This is a genomic window from Umezawaea sp., from assembly GCF_057122925.1.
The window spans coordinates 18,504-34,364 of record NZ_DBNGPQ010000074.1; the positions used below are offsets into that span (position 1 = coordinate 18,504).

Annotated in this window: 13 protein-coding genes; all 13 read right to left on the bottom strand. The window is 69.8% G+C overall.

Annotation, left to right across the window (positions count from 1 at the left end):
- Positions 1-30: 30 nt before the first annotated feature.
- Positions 31-1,038 (bottom strand): polyprenyl synthetase family protein, encoded by a 1,008-nt coding sequence (locus AC156L_RS16515; RefSeq protein WP_414720101.1) that lies wholly within the window; start codon positions 1,036-1,038, stop codon positions 31-33.
- A 19-nt stretch (positions 1,039-1,057) separates the two neighbouring features.
- Positions 1,058-2,623 carry an NADH-quinone oxidoreductase subunit NuoN gene (gene nuoN, locus AC156L_RS16520; RefSeq protein WP_330881150.1) on the bottom strand — a complete coding sequence of 522 codons (1,566 nt, stop codon included), beginning with the start codon at positions 2,621-2,623 and terminating at the stop codon, positions 1,058-1,060.
- A gap of 1 nt (position 2,624) precedes the next feature.
- Positions 2,625-4,190 (bottom strand): NADH-quinone oxidoreductase subunit M, encoded by a 1,566-nt coding sequence (locus AC156L_RS16525; protein WP_330881152.1) that lies wholly within the window; start codon positions 4,188-4,190, stop codon positions 2,625-2,627.
- Positions 4,187-6,124: an NADH-quinone oxidoreductase subunit L gene (gene nuoL / locus AC156L_RS16530; RefSeq protein WP_330881154.1), complete on the bottom strand. Its 1,938-nt coding sequence runs from the start codon at positions 6,122-6,124 to the stop codon at positions 4,187-4,189. The genes AC156L_RS16525 and nuoL overlap by 4 nt, the downstream gene beginning before the upstream one ends.
- A 10-nt stretch (positions 6,125-6,134) precedes the next feature.
- Complete coding sequence (nuoK, locus tag AC156L_RS16535; protein ID WP_106187055.1) at positions 6,135-6,434, bottom strand: NADH-quinone oxidoreductase subunit NuoK; 300 nt, start codon at positions 6,432-6,434, stop codon at positions 6,135-6,137.
- Positions 6,431-7,234, bottom strand: a complete 804-nt coding sequence (locus AC156L_RS16540; protein ID WP_330881265.1) for an NADH-quinone oxidoreductase subunit J — start codon at positions 7,232-7,234, stop codon at positions 6,431-6,433. The genes nuoK and AC156L_RS16540 overlap by 4 nt, the downstream gene beginning before the upstream one ends.
- Before the next feature lie 77 nt (positions 7,235-7,311).
- A complete protein-coding gene (nuoI, locus tag AC156L_RS16545; protein ID WP_259629831.1) occupies positions 7,312-7,839 on the bottom strand; it encodes an NADH-quinone oxidoreductase subunit NuoI in 528 nt (175 codons plus the stop codon).
- The gene (nuoH, locus tag AC156L_RS16550) at positions 7,826-9,115 is read right to left on the bottom strand and encodes an NADH-quinone oxidoreductase subunit NuoH (protein WP_330881159.1); all 1,290 of its coding nucleotides are present in this window, start codon (positions 9,113-9,115) and stop codon (positions 7,826-7,828) included. The genes nuoI and nuoH overlap by 14 nt, the downstream gene beginning before the upstream one ends.
- Positions 9,112-11,553: an NADH-quinone oxidoreductase subunit G gene (locus AC156L_RS16555; RefSeq protein ID WP_330881161.1), complete on the bottom strand. Its 2,442-nt coding sequence runs from the start codon at positions 11,551-11,553 to the stop codon at positions 9,112-9,114. The genes nuoH and AC156L_RS16555 overlap by 4 nt, the downstream gene beginning before the upstream one ends.
- A complete protein-coding gene (gene nuoF, locus AC156L_RS16560; RefSeq protein WP_330881163.1) occupies positions 11,553-12,830 on the bottom strand; it encodes an NADH-quinone oxidoreductase subunit NuoF in 1,278 nt (425 codons plus the stop codon). The genes AC156L_RS16555 and nuoF overlap by 1 nt, the downstream gene beginning before the upstream one ends.
- An 8-nt stretch (positions 12,831-12,838) precedes the next feature.
- On the bottom strand, positions 12,839-13,588 hold the full coding sequence (gene nuoE / locus AC156L_RS16565; protein WP_330881165.1) for an NADH-quinone oxidoreductase subunit NuoE: 750 nt from the start codon (positions 13,586-13,588) through the stop codon (positions 12,839-12,841).
- A complete protein-coding gene (locus AC156L_RS16570; protein WP_330881267.1) occupies positions 13,585-15,027 on the bottom strand; it encodes an NADH-quinone oxidoreductase subunit D in 1,443 nt (480 codons plus the stop codon). Before AC156L_RS16570 ends, nuoE begins: the two co-directional genes overlap by 4 nt.
- Before the next feature lie 65 nt (positions 15,028-15,092).
- Positions 15,093-15,854 (bottom strand): NADH-quinone oxidoreductase subunit C, encoded by a 762-nt coding sequence (locus tag AC156L_RS16575; protein ID WP_330881167.1) that lies wholly within the window; start codon positions 15,852-15,854, stop codon positions 15,093-15,095.
- Between the last annotated feature and the right edge of the window lie 7 nt (positions 15,855-15,861).

Consider the following 15,861-nt stretch of genomic DNA (forward strand, 5'->3'; position numbering starts at 1 on the left):
GACCCCGGGGTCCCAGCGGCCGTCACGGGATCAGTGCGAACGGGCGACGACGTACTCGCTGAGCGACTCCAGCGCGTCGCGGGCCGGGCAGGCGGGGAGCTTGCCCAGCGCGGCGCGGGCCTCGTCGGCGTACTCGTCCAACGTCGTGCGGGCCCTCGCCAGGCCGGACGACACGCGCAGCAGGGCGAGAGCCTCCTCGACCTCGGCGTCGTCGGTGATGGGGCCCGCCAGAAGCCTGCCGAGCCTGGTGCTCCCGGCACCCGGCTCCGCCAGCGCGTACAGCATCGGGAGCGTCTTCACGCCCTCGCGGAGGTCCGTGCCGGGCGTCTTGCCCGACTCCTCCGTCGGCGACGCGATGTCGATGACGTCGTCGGAGATCTGGAACGCCGCCCCGATGACGTCGCCGTACACGCGCAGCGCGTCGGTCTGCTCCTCGGCCATCTCGGAGAACATCGCGCCGAAGCGCGCCGCGGTCGAGATCAACGACCCCGTCTTCTCCTTGATGGTCTTGAGGTAGTGCTCGACGGGGTCCTCGCCCTCGCGGGGCCCCATCGTCTCGCGCATCTGACCGGTGACCAGCTCGGAGAACGTCTCCGCGATGATCCGCGCCGCCGCCGTGCCCAGGTCGGCGGTGAGGGCCGACGCGTGCGCGAACAGGTAGTCGCCGGTCAGGATGGCGATGCTGTTGTCCCACTTGGCGTTGGCGCTGACCGCGCCCCGCCTCATGGTCGCCTCGTCCATCACGTCGTCGTGGTAGAGCGTCGCGAGGTGCGTCAGCTCGACGACCGCGGCCGCCTTGATGACGTTCTCCCGGTCCCACGTTCCGGTGAACTGGGCGGCGAGCAGGGTGAACAGCGGGCGAATCCGCTTGCCGCCCGCGTCCACGAGGTGCAGGGACGTCTCCATCACCGGGTGGAAGTCGCTCTGCACCACTTTCCGCAGAAGTTCTTCCACCTCGGCGAGGCCGTCCTGCACCACCTCCGCCAGCACAGGGTCGACGAACTGGAACCCTGTCCCCACCTGCTCGCTACTGGTCACCCTTGAAGCCTACGTACCACTAGAAGATGAAGCCGCCTGCCCCCGCCCAATCGAGGGCGAAGGAGGGCCAAACGCCCAGGACGAGGGTGATCGCCGCGCCCAGGGTGATCGCCACGGTGGTGAACGCACCGGGCACGGTCACCGTGGGGCCGTCGGGTGCGGGTTCGCTGAAGTACATGAGCACGATGACCCGCAGGTAGAAGAACGCGGCCACCGCGCTGGCCACCAGGGCCACCACGACGAGGGGTGCGAGACCGTCCTCGATGGCCGCCGCGAACACCACGAACTTGCCCACGAAACCACTCGTCAGGGGGATGCCCGCCAGCGCGAGGAGCAGGAACGTGAAGACGGCCGCGAGCACCGGCGACCTCTTCGCGAGCCCCGCCCACTGCGACAGGTGGGTCGCCTCGCCGTCGGCGTTGCGCACCAGGCTGATCACGCCGAACACGGCGATCGTGGTGAAGCCGTAGGCCAGCAGGTAGAACAGCGTGCCCGACAGGCCCTGCTCGGTCAGCGAGATCGAGCCGATCAGCAGGAAGCCCGCGTGCGCCACCGAGGAGTACGCGACCATGCGCTTCACGTCGGTCTGGGTGAGGCCGAGGACCGCGCCGATGACCATCGAGGCCACGGCGACGCCCCACAGGACGCCCCGCCACTCCCAGTTGGTCCGCTCGAACGCGACCGTCAGCACGCGCAGGATGCCGCCGAAGGCCGCGACCTTCGTGCAGGCCGCCATGAACGCCGTGATCGGCGTCGGGGCGCCCTGGTAGACGTCCGGGGTCCAGGCGTGGAACGGGCCGACGGAGGCCTTGAACAGCAGGCCGACGACCAGCAGGCCGAAGCCCGCGAACAGCAGCGTGTCGGACTTGTCGCTGCCCGCCGTGGCGGTCGCGATGTCGGCCAGCTTCACGGAGCCCGCGTAGCCGTAGAGCAGCGCGAGGCCGTAGAGGAAGAACGCCGAGGCGAACGCGCCGAGCAGGAAGTACTTGACCGCCGCCTCCTGCGAGAGCAGGCGGCGACGACGGGCGAGGCCGCACATCAGGTACAGCGGCAGCGACAGCACTTCCAGGGCGATGAACATCGTCAGCAGGTCGTTCGCCGCGACGAACACCATCATCCCGGAGAGCGCGAACAGCGTCAGCGGGAAGACCTCGGTCTGCATGCCCGTGCGGGACGCCTGGGCGCGGTCCTGGACCGTGCCGGGGCGGACCGCGGCGTCGGCGACGAACGCGCCGCCGGGCTCGACGGACCGGTCCGCGATCAGCAGGACCGAGCCGAACGCGAGCAGGAGCAGCGTGACCCAGAGGAAGATCACCGGCCGGTCGACCGCGATGGCCTCCGACAGCGTGGTGATGCCCTGGGGCTTGTTGTCGTCACCGGCCGCGTAGATGCCGAGCGCGCCGCCGGCGGCGACGAGGGCGAGCATGGTCAGCACGACCTGCGCCGCCCACCGCTGGTGCCTCGGCAGGAAAGCCTCGAACAGCACGGCGACGCAGGCGGCGCCGAGCACGATCAGCACCGGTGCGATGGCGCCGTACAGGATCTCCGGCGGGTCGATCGGCTGAATCTGGGCGAGGAACTTCACGTCACTTGCCTTCCTGCGCGACCGGGTCGATCACGCCGACCTCGCTCAACGTCGCCCCGATCGACGGGGTGATCACGTCCAACACCGGCTTCGGGTAGAACCCGAGCACGAGGATCAGGGCCACGAGCGGCGCCAGCACGGCGAGTTCCCGCTTGTCCAGGTCCTTGATCGCGGAGCGCTCGGGGTCCTTCGCGGTCCCGGGGCCGCCCGCCACGCTCAGCAGTGCCGTGCCGCGCACGGGGCCCTGGAAGACCCGCTGGTAGACCCACAGCACGTACAGGGCGGCCAGCACCATGCCGAGCGTGGAGACGATGGTGAACACCGGCTGGTTGGGGTACGAGCCGATGAGCACCAGGAACTCGCTCACGAACGAGTTCGTGCCGGGCAGCGCCAGCGAGGACAGACCGGCCACGAAGAACAGGCCGCCCAGCACCGGCGTCAGCTTCGCCATGCCGCCGTAGTCCTGGATGAGGCGGGAGCCGCCGCGCGACATCACCATGCCCACGACCAGGAACAGCATGCCGGTCGAGATGCCGTGGTTGACCATGTACAGCACCGCGCCGGTCCCGGCCTGCGAGCTGAAGGCGAAGATGCCCAGCGCGATGAAGCCGAAGTGGGCGATCGAGGTGTACGCGACGAACCGCTTCATGTCCGTCTGGCCGACCGCGAGCAGCGAGCCGTAGATGATGCCGACGACCGCGAGGGACAGCACCACGGGTGCCAGTTCCTTGCTGGCCGCCGGGAACAGCGGCAGGCAGTAGCGCAGGAAGCCGAACGTGCCGATCTTGTCCAGGATGCCGACGAGCAGCACACCGGCGCCGACGGGCGCCTCGGCACCGGCGTCGGGCAGCCACGTGTGCAGCGGCACCAGCGGGGCCTTGATCGCGAACGCGATGAAGAACCCGAGGAACAGCCAGATCTGCGTGGACGTCGGCGCGTCCTTCATGACCGTGACGAGCGTGGCCCAGTCGAGCGTGCCCTGGCCCAGCTTGTCCGCGCTGGTGACGTACAGGCCGATCACCGACGCGAGCATGATCAGCCCGCCGAGCAGCGAGTAGAGGAAGAACTTCATCGCCGCGTACTGCCGGTTCGGGCCGCCGAAGCGGCCGATCAGGAAGTACATCGGGACGAGGACGGCCTCGAAGAACACGTAGAACACGAACACGTCGGTCGCGGCGAACACGCCGACCATGCCGGTCTGCATCGCGAGCAGGAGCGAGAAGAACCCGCTCGCGCTGCGGCCCTCCGGCAGCTTGTCCGACCAGGCGCCGCCGATGACGACGGGCATCAGGAAGGCGATCAGCGCGATCATCACCAGCGCGATGCCGTCGACGCCGAACGACAGGTGCACCCCGAAGGTCGGGATCCACTCGGCCGAACTGGTCAGCTGCAACCGGGCGGTCGACGACGGGTCGTACGCCACCCAGGCGACGACCGCCAGCGCGAGTTCCACGAGCGAGAACCCGAGCGCGACGAACTTCGCGATCCGGTCGTTCCCCCGCAGGAAGGCCACCACCACGCTGCCGACCAGCGGCAGCAGGAGCAGCGCGATCAGCGTCCAGCTCACGAGAACCTCACCATCAGAAGCGCGCCCAGCACGCAGATCGCGCCCAGGAGCATGGAGAGCGCGTACGAGCGCACGAAACCGGTCTGGAGACGGCGCAACCGGCCGGAGCTACCGCCGAGCAGCGCGGCGGTCCCGTTGACGAGGCCGTCGACGCCCTTGTTGTCCACGAACACGAGCGCGCGGGTGAGCCAGGTGCCCGGCCGCGCGAACAGCGCCTCGTTGAGCGCGTTGCCGTACAGGTCGGCGCGCGCGGCGCGGACCGGGAACGACACGCGCAGCGGGCGCTCGGTCGGCTGCGGCTTGCGGCCGAAGAGCAGGAACGCGACCGCGGCGCCGACCACCGAGAGCGCGACGCTCAGGATGGCGACGGTGGTGTGGCCGATCGCGCCGTGGGTCTCCTCCAGCGGGCCGAGCGAGGGCTCCAGCCAGTCCGCGAGGCGGTGGCCGTTCTCCAGGAAGAAGCCCGCTCCGACGGAGCCGACGGCCAGCACGATCATCGGGATCCTCATCGACCACGGCGACTCGTGCGGGTGGTACTCGCGACCGTCCTCGGAGGTCCGGAGCTCCTTCCAGCGCGGCTTGCCCAGGAAGACCAGGATCAGCAGGCGGGTCATGTAGAACGCGGTCAGCGCTGCGCCCAGCAGGGCGACACCGCCGAACACGTACCCGCGCCAGCCCGGCTCGCCGAAGGCGGCCGCGATGATGGCGTCCTTGGAGAAGAAGCCGGAGAACGGCGGGATGCCGATGAGCGCGAGGTAGCCGAGGGCCCACGTCGCGAACGTGATCGGCATGTACTTCGCGAGCCCGCCCATCCGGCGGATGTTGCCCTCGTCGTTCATGCCGTGCATGACCGAACCGGCGCCGAGGAACAGCCCGGCCTTGAAGAAGCCGTGCGTGAGCAGGTGCATGATGCCCAGCGCGTAGCCGACCGGGCCGAGGCCGACGGCGAGGATCATGTAGCCGATCTGGCTGACCGTCGAGTACGCGAGGACCTTCTTGAAGTCGTCGTACGCGCAGCCGATGACGCACCCGATCAGCAGCGTGACGCCACCGATGATCATGACGACCAGGCGGCCGTCCGCGCTGAGGTTGTAGATCGGGTTCGAGCGGGCGATGAGGTACACGCCCGCGGTCACCATCGTCGCCGCGTGGATCAGGGCCGACACGGGGGTCGGACCGGCCATCGCGTCCGGGAGCCACGCCTGGAGCGGGAACTGGCCGGACTTGCCGCAGGCGCCGAGCAGGAGCAGCAGCGTGATCGCGAGGATCGAGCCGGACGAGAGCTCGTCCACCCGCGCGAACACGTCGGTGTACTGGGTGGTGCCCAGCTCGTTGAACATGATGAAGATGGCGATGGCGAGACCCAGGTCGCCGACCCGGTTCATCAGGAACGCCTTCTTGGCCGCGGAGGCCGCTTCCGGCTTGTACTGGTACCAGCCGATGAGCAGGTAGGAGGCGAGGCCCACGCCCTCCCAGCCGAAGTACAGGGTCACGAACCCGTTGCCCAGCACCAGGAGCAGCATCGCCGACACGAAGAGGTTCAGGTAGGCGAAGAACTTCCGCCTGCCGTCCTCGTGGGCCATGTAGCCGACCGAGTAGATGTGGATCAACGAGCCGACACCGGTGATCAGGAGCACGAACGTCAGCGACAGCGGGTCGAGCCGCAGGCCGAACTCGACGTCGAGCGCGCCGACCGGGATCCAGTCGAACAGGTGGAGCTCGCTGGTCCGCTCCTCCCCGCTCTGGCCGATGGTCGTGAAGAACAGCGCTAGTCCGTAGCCGAACGCCGCGATGATCGTGGCGCAGCCCAGGAGGTGGCCCCACCTGTCGGCTCGCTTGCCTGCCAGCAGCAGCACGGCCGCACCGAACGCGGGCAGGGCTAGCAGCAACCAGGCGAGACTCGCGAGCCCGCTGGCGGCAACTGGTTCCGTCACCGGTGACCTCTCAGTACTTCAGCAGGTTGGAATCGTCGACCGAGGCCGAGCGACGCGTGCGGAAGATCGACATGATGATCGTCAGGCCCACCACGACTTCGGCGGCGGCCACGACCATCACGAAGAAACCCATCACCTGGCCGTCGAGCTCCCCGTGCATCCGGGAGAACGTGACCAGCGTGAGGTTCACCGCGTTGAGCATCAGCTCGACGCACATGAACACGACGATTGCGTTGCGCCGCACCAGAACGCCCACCGCGCCGAGGCTGAACAGCAGCGCGGACAGGAGCAGGTAGTAGGTCGGGGTCACTTGTCCCCCTCCTTCGACGCGGCGGGACCGGTGAGCGCGTGCGCGTCGGCCTGGTGGGCCGTGCCCGACACCTCGGCGACGTCGTCCGCGAGGCGCTCCTTGGTGGTCGTCTCGATGAGGGCCGACAGCGACTCCTCCGCGACGGAACCGTCGGGCAGCAGCGCGGGCGTGGCCACCGAGTTCGCCGTGGCGAAGACACCGGGGCCGGGGAGGGAGCCGGGGCGGTCGCCCTTGAAGCGCTCCTCGACCAGCTCGCGCTGCGTCTTCTTCAGGCCCTTGCCGTGGCGGTCGGAGTACGCCAGGACCATCGCGCCGACGGCGGCGGTGATCAGCAGCGCCGACGTGAGCTCGAAGACGAAGAGGTACGTCGTGAACAGCGACTCGCCGATGTTGGCGACGTTGCCGCCGCCCGCGGCGTTCACCGCGGCGAGGCCGATCGAGTCGACCCTGGTGAAGGCCTGGGCGAGCGAGCCGACGACCAGACCGGCGAAGCCGACGCCGAGCACGGCGGCGGCGAGCCGCTGCCCGCGCAGCACCTCGACGATCGAGTCCGAGCTGTCCCGCCCGACGAGCATGAGCACGAAGAGGAACAGCATCATGATCGCGCCGGTGTACACGATGATCTGCACGAAGCCGAGGAACGGCGCCTGCTGGACCATGTAGAGGACACCGAGGCTGAGCATCGTCAGCACGAGCCACAGCGCGGAGTGCACGGCGTTGCGGGCGAACAGCATGCCGAGCGCGCCCGCGAGCGACAGCGGTCCGAGGATCCAGAACGCGACGGCCTCACCGGTGGTGATGGTGTCGGCGACCGGGGCCGTGGGCTCGGTCGCGGGCTGAGCCGCGGCGAGGAAGTCCTGCGCCAGGTTGAGGAGGCTCACTGCCCGGCCTCCGACTGGCGCGCGAGCGCGGGCCCGTTCACGTAGTAGTCCTGCTCGTTGTCGCCGAGCCGCATGGGGTGCGGCGGCTGCTCCATGCCGGGCAGCAGCGGGGCGAGCAGGTCCTCCTTCGTGAAGATCAGCTTCTGCCTGCTGTCGTCGGCCAGCTCGTACTCGTTCGTCATGGTGAGCGAACGGGTCGGGCACGCCTCGATGCAGAGGCCGCAGCCGATGCAGCGCAGGTAGTTGATCTGGTAGTCGGCACCGAAGCGCTCGCCGGGGGAATAGCGCTCCTCGTCGGTGTTGTTACCACCTTCGACGAAGATCGCGTCCGCCGGGCAGGCCCACGCGCACAGCTCGCAGCCGACGCACTTCTCCAGCCCGTCCGGGTGCCGGTTGAGCTGGTGCCGCCCGTGGAACCGCGGCGCGGTGACCTTCTTGACCTCGGGGTACTCCTCGGTGACGACCTTCTTGAACATCGTTCCGAAGGTGACGCCGAAGCCCTTGATGGGATCAAACATCCCCATCGCTGGCCTCCTTCGATGCTGTTACCGCAACGGTTTCCTTGGGCAGCTGGGCGACGACCGGGGTGCGCCGCGTCGGTGCCTTGGGGACTTCCAGGTCCAGTGGTGGAACGGGGTAACCGCCGCCGGTGATCGGCACCGCGTTCGGGTCCTCCTCGACCTTGCGGTCCGGCAGGAGCAGCGAGAGCAGCACCAGCACGCCGAGCGCGACGCCCAGGATGATCAGGAACTGGCGCTGGCTGAAGTCGCCCGAGTTGTTCAGCGCGCGCACCAGGGCGACGGCCACGATCCACACGAGGCTGATCGGGACGAGGACCTTCCAGCCCAGCCGCATGAACTGGTCGTAGCGCATGCGGGGCAGCGTGCCGCGCAGCCAGATGAAGAGGAACAGGAAGAACAGCGTCTTGGCGACGAACCAGAGGAGGCCCCACCAGCCGGTGTTCATGAAGTCGCCGCCCCACGGCGCCTGGTAGCCGCCCAGGAACAGCGTCGTGGCGAGCGCGGAGACCGTCACCATGTTCACGTACTCGGCGAGGAAGAACAGCGCGAACTTGAGCGAGCTGTACTCGGTGTGGAAGCCACCGACCAGCTCGGACTCGGCCTCGGGGAGGTCGAAGGGCGCGCGGTTGGTCTCGCCGACCATGGAGATGACGTAGATCGCGAAGCTCGGGAACAGCAGCACCACGAACCAGAGGTTCTGCTGCGCCGCCACGATGTCCGAGGTGGACATCGAGTGCGAGAACATCACGACGCCGACGATCGACAGGCCCATCGCGATCTCGTAGGAGATCACCTGCGCCGCCGAGCGCAGCGCGCCCAGCAGCGGGTACGGCGAGCCGGAGGCCCAGCCGGAGAGCACGATGCCGTAGACGCCGATCGAGGAGCAGGCCAGCACGACGAGGACGCCGACCGGGAGGTCGACGAGCTGGAGGCTGGTGCGCTCGCCGAAGAGCGAGACCTCGCCCGCGATCGGGATGACCGAGAAGGCGACGAACGCCGGGATGCAGGAGATGACCGGTGCGAGGAAGAACACCCACTTGTCCGCGAGGACCGGGCGGATGTCCTCCTTGAACGCCAGCTTCAGGCCGTCCGCCAACGACTGGAGCCAGCCGTTGGGGCCGACCCGGTTGGGGCCGGGTCGCTGCTGCATCCGCGCGACGACCTTGCGCTCCCAGTTGATCATGAACAGCGTCATGACGACGAGGAACGCGAAGATCCCGACGACCTTGATCAGGATGATCCAGATCGGGTCGTCCGCGAGAAGTTCGGCGGTGGTCATGCCTTTCCTCCACTTACCGCCACGAGGGAACCGTGGCCCGCGACGAGGTTGCGGCGCACGGTGACCGGGCCCGAGTTGCCGGGCAGCCAGACCACGCCGTCGGGCAGGTCCGCGACCTCGACGGGCAGCGTCACCGACCCGCGCTCGGTCGCCACGGTGATGTCGGCGCCGAGTTCGAGGCCGAGGTTCACCGCGGTGTTCGCGGACACCTTCGCCACGACCGGGCGGGCGGTGCCCGCGAGGTTCGGCTCGTCGTCCTGGAGCGAGCCGTTGTCCAGCATCCGGCGCCACGTCGCGAGAACGGCCTGGCCCGCCTTCGGCTGCACCAGCAGCGGGGCGGGCACCGTCGGCACGGCCGCGGCCGCCACGTTCGAACCGAGGCGGTCGAGGTCCGCCGCGGCGGCGGCCGGCGTCTGGGTGAACAGGTCGGCGTCCATCTCGACGGCCAGGGTGTCGAGCACCCGGCAGTCCGGCAGCGCGCCGGTGCCTTCGAGCGTGGTGCCGAAGTCGCGGCGGCGGCCTTCCCAGTTCAGGTAGCTGCCCGACTTCTCGACCGCCGGGGCGATCGGGAGGACGACGTCCGCGTGGGCGGTCGCCGCGCTCGGGCGCAGTTCCAGGGAGACCACGAACCCGGCGAACTCCAGCGCCCGCTCGGCGAGGCCGGGGTCCGGCAGGTCGAACGGGTCGACGCCCGCCACGACCAGCGCGTCCAGACCACCGCTCGCGGCGGCGACGAGGATGCCGTTGGTGTCGCGGCCCGCGCGGGTCGGCAGCGCGCCGTCCGGCAGGCCCCAGGCCTTCTCGACCTCGGCGCGGGCGGCGGCGTCGCTGACGAGCCTGCCGCCGGGCAGCAGGTTCGGCACGGCGCCGACCTCCAGCGCACCGCGCTCACCGGCGCGGCGCGGGATCCACGCCACCTTGGCACCGGTGGACTCGGCGAGCCGGGCCACCGCGGAGAACAGTCCGGGCACCTCGGCCGCGCGCTCGCCGACGAGGATCACCGAACCGCTGGCGCCCAGGGCTTCCGCCACGTCCGCCGCGTGCTCGGCCAGGCCGTTCAGCGCGGCGGGCTCCTGGCCGGGAACGCAGGCGAGCAGCGTGCCGAAGGTCTTCTCCACGGCGGGCGAGGTGTACTGGCCCAGGTGGAACACCTTGGTCTTGCGGCGCGCGGCCTTGCGCAGCCTCAGGAAGACGATCGGTGCTTCCTCCTCCGGCTCGAAGGCGACGCACAGGACGGCGGGCGCGGACTCGATGGCCCTGAACGTCACGCCGCCGTTGTCCGGCGTCGTGCCGAGGACGGTGCTGGTGAGGAACTCCAGCTCCTCGGCCGAGTGCGCGCGGGCCCGGAAGTCGACGTCGTTGGTCTTCAGCGCGACGCGGGCGAACTTCGCGTAGGAGTAGGCGTCCTCGACGGTCAGGCGACCGCCGGTGAGCACGCCGACGCCCTTGCCGTCGCGCGCGGCGGCGAGGCCGGTCGCGGCGACCTGGAGCGCCTCGGTCCACGACGTCTCGCGCAGCTCACCGGACCCCGCGTCGCGCACCATCGGGCGCGTGAAGCGGTCGGCGGCGGTCGCGTAGCGGAACGCGAAGCGGCCCTTGTCGCAGATCCACTCCTCGTTGACCTCGGGGTCGTCGCCCGCGAGCTTGCGCTGGACCTTGCCGCGCCGCCAGTCGGTGCGCTCGGCGCAGCCCGACGAGCAGTGCTCGCAGACGCTCGGGGTGGAGATGAGGTCGAACGGGCGGGCCCGGAAGCGGTAGGCCGCGCTCGTCAGGGCACCCACCGGGCAGATCTGGATGGTGTTGCCCGAGAAGTACGACTGGAACGGCTTGCCGTCCGCCACGCCGATCTGCTGCTGCGAACCGCGCTCCAGCAGCTCGATGAACGGGTCGCCCGCGATCTGCGCGGAGAACCTGGTGCAGCGCTGGCAGAGGACGCAGCGCTCGCGGTCCAGCAGCACCTGCGTCGAGATCGGCAGGGGCTTCGGGAACGTGCGCTTGTGCTCGTGGAAGCGGGACTCCGCGCGACCGTGCTTGAGCGCCTGGTTCTGCAACGGGCACTCGCCGCCCTTGTCGCAGATCGGGCAGTCCAGCGGGTGGTTGATGAGCAGCAGCTCCATCACACCCTGCTGGGCCTTGTCCGCGACGGGCGAGGTCAGCTGGGTCTTCACGACCATGCCGTCCGCGACCGTCATCGTGCAGGAGGCCTGGGGCTTCGGCATCGGCCGACCACCCATCTCGACCTCGACGAGGCACTGGCGGCAGGCGCCCGCGGGCTCCAGCAGCGGGTGGTCGCAGAACCGCGGCACGACGATGCCGAGGCGCTCGGCCGTGCGGATCAACAGCTCACCCTTGGGGGCGACGACCTCGAAGCCGTCGATCACGAGCTTGACGTGGCCCTCGGGGACCTCGACCTCGCTCTTCTCCGGTGCCAAAGTCATCAGTGGGCTCCTGCCAACACAGCGGAGTTCTTGTCGCACAGCGCCAGGAACTCGTCCTTGAAGTACTTGATGCCACTGGTGATCGGGCTGACCGCGCCATCGCCCAGCGCGCAGAACGAGCGGCCGAGGATGTTGTCGCAGACGTCGAGCAACGTGTCGATGTCGCTCGCGGTGCCGTTGCCCGCCACCATCCGCTGGAGGATCTGGACCAGCCAGTACGTGCCCTCGCGGCAGGGCGTGCACTTGCCGCACGACTCGTGCTTGTAGAACTCGGTCCACTTCATGACCGCCCACGGGACCGACACGGTCTCGTTGAACAGCTGGAGCGCCGTGGTGCCCAGCATCGACCCGGCCTCGGCCGCGCCCTCGAAGTCGAGCGGCACGTCGAGGTGCTCCGCGGTGAACAGCGGGGTGGACGAGCCGCCCGGCGTCCAGAACTTCAGCGGGATGCCGTCCTTCATGCCACCGGCCAGCTCCAGCAGCTCGCGCAGCGTGGTGCCCATCGGCGCCTCGTACTGGCCGGGCCGCGTGACGTGGCCGGACAGCGAGTAGATCTTCGGGCCGGGCGAGCGCTCGCGCCCCATGGTGCGGAACCAGTCGCTGCCGCCGTTGACGATGAACGGCACGCTGGCGATGGTCTCGACGTTGTTCACCACGGTCGGCGACGCGTAGAGCCCGGCGGTCGCGGGGAACGGCGGCTTCAGCCTCGGCTGGCCGCGCTTGCCCTCCAGCGAGTCGAGCAGCGCAGTCTCCTCGCCGCAGATGTACGCGCCGGCTCCGGCGTGCACGACGACGTCGAGGTCGAAGCCGGTGCCGAGGATGTTCTTGCCCAGGTACCCGGCGGCGTACGCCTCCTGCACGGCCCCGTTGAGCCTGCGGATGCAGTGCAGGGCCTCACCGCGCACGTAGATCGCGGCGAAGTTCGCGCGGATCGCGTACGAGGTGATGATGATGCCCTCGATGAGGGAGTGCGGGTCCGCCATCATCAGCGGGATGTCCTTGCAGGTGCCCGGCTCGCCCTCGTCGGCGTTGATGACGAGGTAGTGCGGCTTGCCGTCGCCCTGCGGGATGAAGCCCCACTTCATGCCCGTGGGGAAGCCCGCGCCGCCCCGGCCGCGCAGGCCGGAGTCCTTGCACTGCTGGATGATCTGGTCCGGGTGCGCGCCGAGGGCCTTGCGCAGCGCGGTGTACCCCTCCAGCTGCTCGTAGGTCTTGATCGTCCACGAGCGCGGCGAGAGCCAGCGCTTCGTGAGGACCGGAGTGAGGCTGTCGACCATGACTCCCCCTACTTCTTTTCCGGGAGGGGCGGGAACGCGACGTCGTCCGCGATGGACGGTGCGGTCCAGCCGTTGTCGGCGGCGATGCGGGCGCCCCGCAGCGTCTCGGCGGCGGCCGACGGACCGTCCAGGTCGGACTCGCGGCCCTCGAAGAACCCGGCGAGCTGGAGCTCCGCCTGGCGGAAGTCGGTGAGCGGAGCGCCGCGCGTCGGCGCGGGCTTCTCCCCGGCCTGCAACGCGGTCACGAGCTCCAGGGCCTTGTCCGGCGTCTGGTTGTCGTAGAACTCGTAGTTCACCTGGAGGACGGGGCCGAGGTCGCAGGCCGCGAGGCACTCGGCGTGCTCCAGCGTGATCGAGCCCGGCGTGCCCGGCTCGCCCGAGGTCTCCTCCTGGCCGAGCGGCCTGCCCTCGCTGCCGAGGTGCTCGCGCAGCTTCGCGAAGATGGCGTCGCCGCCCAGCGCCGCGCACAGGGTGTTCGTGCACACGCTGACCAGGTGCTCACCGCACGGCTTGCGCTTGTACATGGTGTAGAAGGTCGCGACCGCGCTGACCTCGGCGTTGCTCAGGTCGAGCTGGCCCGCGCAGAACGCGATGCCCGCCTGGCTCACGTAGCCCTCGACCGACTGCACGAGGTGCAGCATCGGCAGCAGCGCCGACCGCGACACCGGGTAGCGCGCGACGAGCGCCTGCGCCCGCGCGACGGTGTCCTCGTCGAAGACGCTGAGGTCCACCGTGGACGGGTCCTGCGTTTGAGTCATCGGTCACAACCACCCATCACCGGGTCGATAGAGGCCACCGACGCGATGACGTCGGCGACCATGCCGCCCTCGCACATCGCGGGCATCGACTGGAGGTTCACGAAACTTGGTTCGCGCACGTGCACGCGGAACGGGCGCGTGCCGCCGTCGGAGACCACGTGGTAGCCGAGTTCGCCGCGCGGCGACTCGATCGGCACGTAGACCTGGCCCGCGGGGACGTCGAAGCCCTCGGTCACCAGCTTGAAGTGGTGGATCAGGGACTCCATCGACTGGCCCATGATCTTGCGGACGTGCTCGAGCGAGTTGCCCATGCCGTCCGAGCCGATCGTGAGCTGCGCGGGCCACGCGATCTTGGCGTCCTCCACCATGACCGGACCCGGCTCCAGCCGGTCGACGGCCTGGCGGACGATCCGCAGCGACTGGTGGATCTCCTCGACCCGCATCAGGTACCGCGCGAAGCTGTCGGCCGCGTTCGACGTGGGGACGTCGAAGTCGTAGGTCTCGTAGCCCGAGTACGGCTCGACCTTGCGGAGGTCCCACGGGAGGCCCGCGGACCGCAGGATCGGGCCGGTGATGCCGAGCGCGAGGCACGCGTCGACGGGCAGGTAGCCCACGCCCGCGAGGCGGTTGCGCCAGATCGGCTGCCCGGTGAGCAGCTTGTCGTAGTCCGGGAGCCGCTTGTCCATGACCTTCAGGAACGAGCGGATCTTCTCCACGGCGTCGGCCGGGAGGTCCTGCGCGACACCGCCGGGGCGGATGAACGCGTGGTTCATCCGGAGACCGGTGAGGTGCTCCAGCAGGTGCAGCACCTCTTCGCGCTCGCGGAAGCCCGCGGTCATGCCGGTCAGCGCGCCCAGCTCCATGCCACCGGTGGCGAGCGCCACCAGGTGCGAGCTGATCCGGTTGAGCTCCATGAGCAGGACCCGGATGACCTGGGCCCGCTGCGGCGCCTGCACGCCGAGCAGCTTCTCCACGGCGAGGCAGTAGGCGGCCTCGTTGTGCAGCGGCGCCAGGTAGTCCATGCGCGTCACGAACGTGACGCCCTGGGTCCAGTTGCGGTACTCCAGGTTCTTCTCGATGCCGGTGTGCAGGTAGCCGATCACGGACCGGGCCTGCGTGACCGTCTCGCCCTCCAGCTCCAGCACCAGGCGGAGCACGCCGTGCGTCGACGGGTGCTGCGGGCCGAGGTTCATGACGATGCGCTCGTCACCCGCGGCGTCCGCGAGCACCTCGTCCCAGTCGCCGCCGGTCACCGTGTAGACGGTGCCCTCGGTGGTCTGGCGGGAGTCCGCGACGTCGACGGAGGGGCCCGCGGCGATCGTCGCTGCCTCGTCGGCGTCCGCCTGGCCGGTGGCCCGCGCGTCGGTGTCGCGGCTGTCGCTGCCCTCGGCGCTCGTGTCGGTGCCGGTCGACGCGTCGGCGACCGACCCCGTGTTCACGCGGGTCGCGCCGCCGAGGGACTCCTCGTACGCCTTGTCCGCCGCGTTCGCCTGGTTTTCGCTGCTCACGAGTAAGACCGCCTCTGGTCTGGCGGGGGGATCTCCGCGCCCTTGTACTCCACCGGGATCCCGCCGAGCGGGTAGTCCTTGCGCTGGGGGTGCCCGTCCCAGTCGTCCGGCATGAGGATGCGGGTGAGACCGGGGTGGCCGTCGTAGACGATCCCGAACATGTCCCAGGTCTCGCGCTCCTGCCAGTCCGCCGTCGGGTAGACCGACACGATGCTGGGGACGTGCGCGTCGTCGACGTCGACCGAGACCTCCAGGCGGATGCGCCGCCGGTACGTCATCGAGGTCAGGTGGTAGACGGAGTGCAGCCTGCCCGCGACGGCCTCGCCGTAGTCCACGCCCGACACCGAGCTGCACAGCTCGAAGCGCAGGGCGGGGTCGTTGCGGAGCACGGCGCAGAGCGCCACCAGCTCCTCGCGGCGGACGTACAGGGTGATCTCGCCGCGGTCGATCGTGACCTGCTGGATCACGTCGGCCGGGATGTCCTTCTCCCGCATGGCGCCGAGCAGCTCGTCGACGAACTCGTCGAACCAGCCGCCGTAGGGGCGCTCGGCGGGGGCGGCGACGTACGCGGGCAGGCGGAGACCGCCGAAGCCCGACGTGTCACCGGTGCCCGTGACGCCGAACATGCCCTTGCGCGCCTTGCCGGTCTCCAGCGGCGCCTTGCGCTCGGCAGGCTCCTGGCCACCCGACGGGCGGGCCTCCAGCCCGTCCTCCGCGGGTCGCTGCGCGCTGGAGTTCTCTTCCCCTGGCTCCCTCATCGCCTGC

Excerpts from the sequence above, each read along its gene's own strand:
- nuoI (WP_259629831.1), bottom strand. The coding sequence starts at position 7,839 with ATGGGGATGTTTGATCCCATCAAGGGCTTCGGCGTCACCTTCGGAACG.
- nuoH (WP_330881159.1), bottom strand. The coding sequence starts at position 9,115 with ATGACCACCGCCGAACTTCTCGCGGACGACCCGATCTGGATCATCCTG.
- AC156L_RS16555 (WP_330881161.1), bottom strand. The coding sequence starts at position 11,553 with ATGACTTTGGCACCGGAGAAGAGCGAGGTCGAGGTCCCCGAGGGCCAC.
- nuoF (WP_330881163.1), bottom strand. The coding sequence starts at position 12,830 with ATGGTCGACAGCCTCACTCCGGTCCTCACGAAGCGCTGGCTCTCGCCG.
- nuoE (WP_330881165.1), bottom strand. The coding sequence starts at position 13,588 with ATGACTCAAACGCAGGACCCGTCCACGGTGGACCTCAGCGTCTTCGAC.
- AC156L_RS16575 (WP_330881167.1), bottom strand. The coding sequence starts at position 15,854 with ATGAGGGAGCCAGGGGAAGAGAACTCCAGCGCGCAGCGACCCGCGGAG.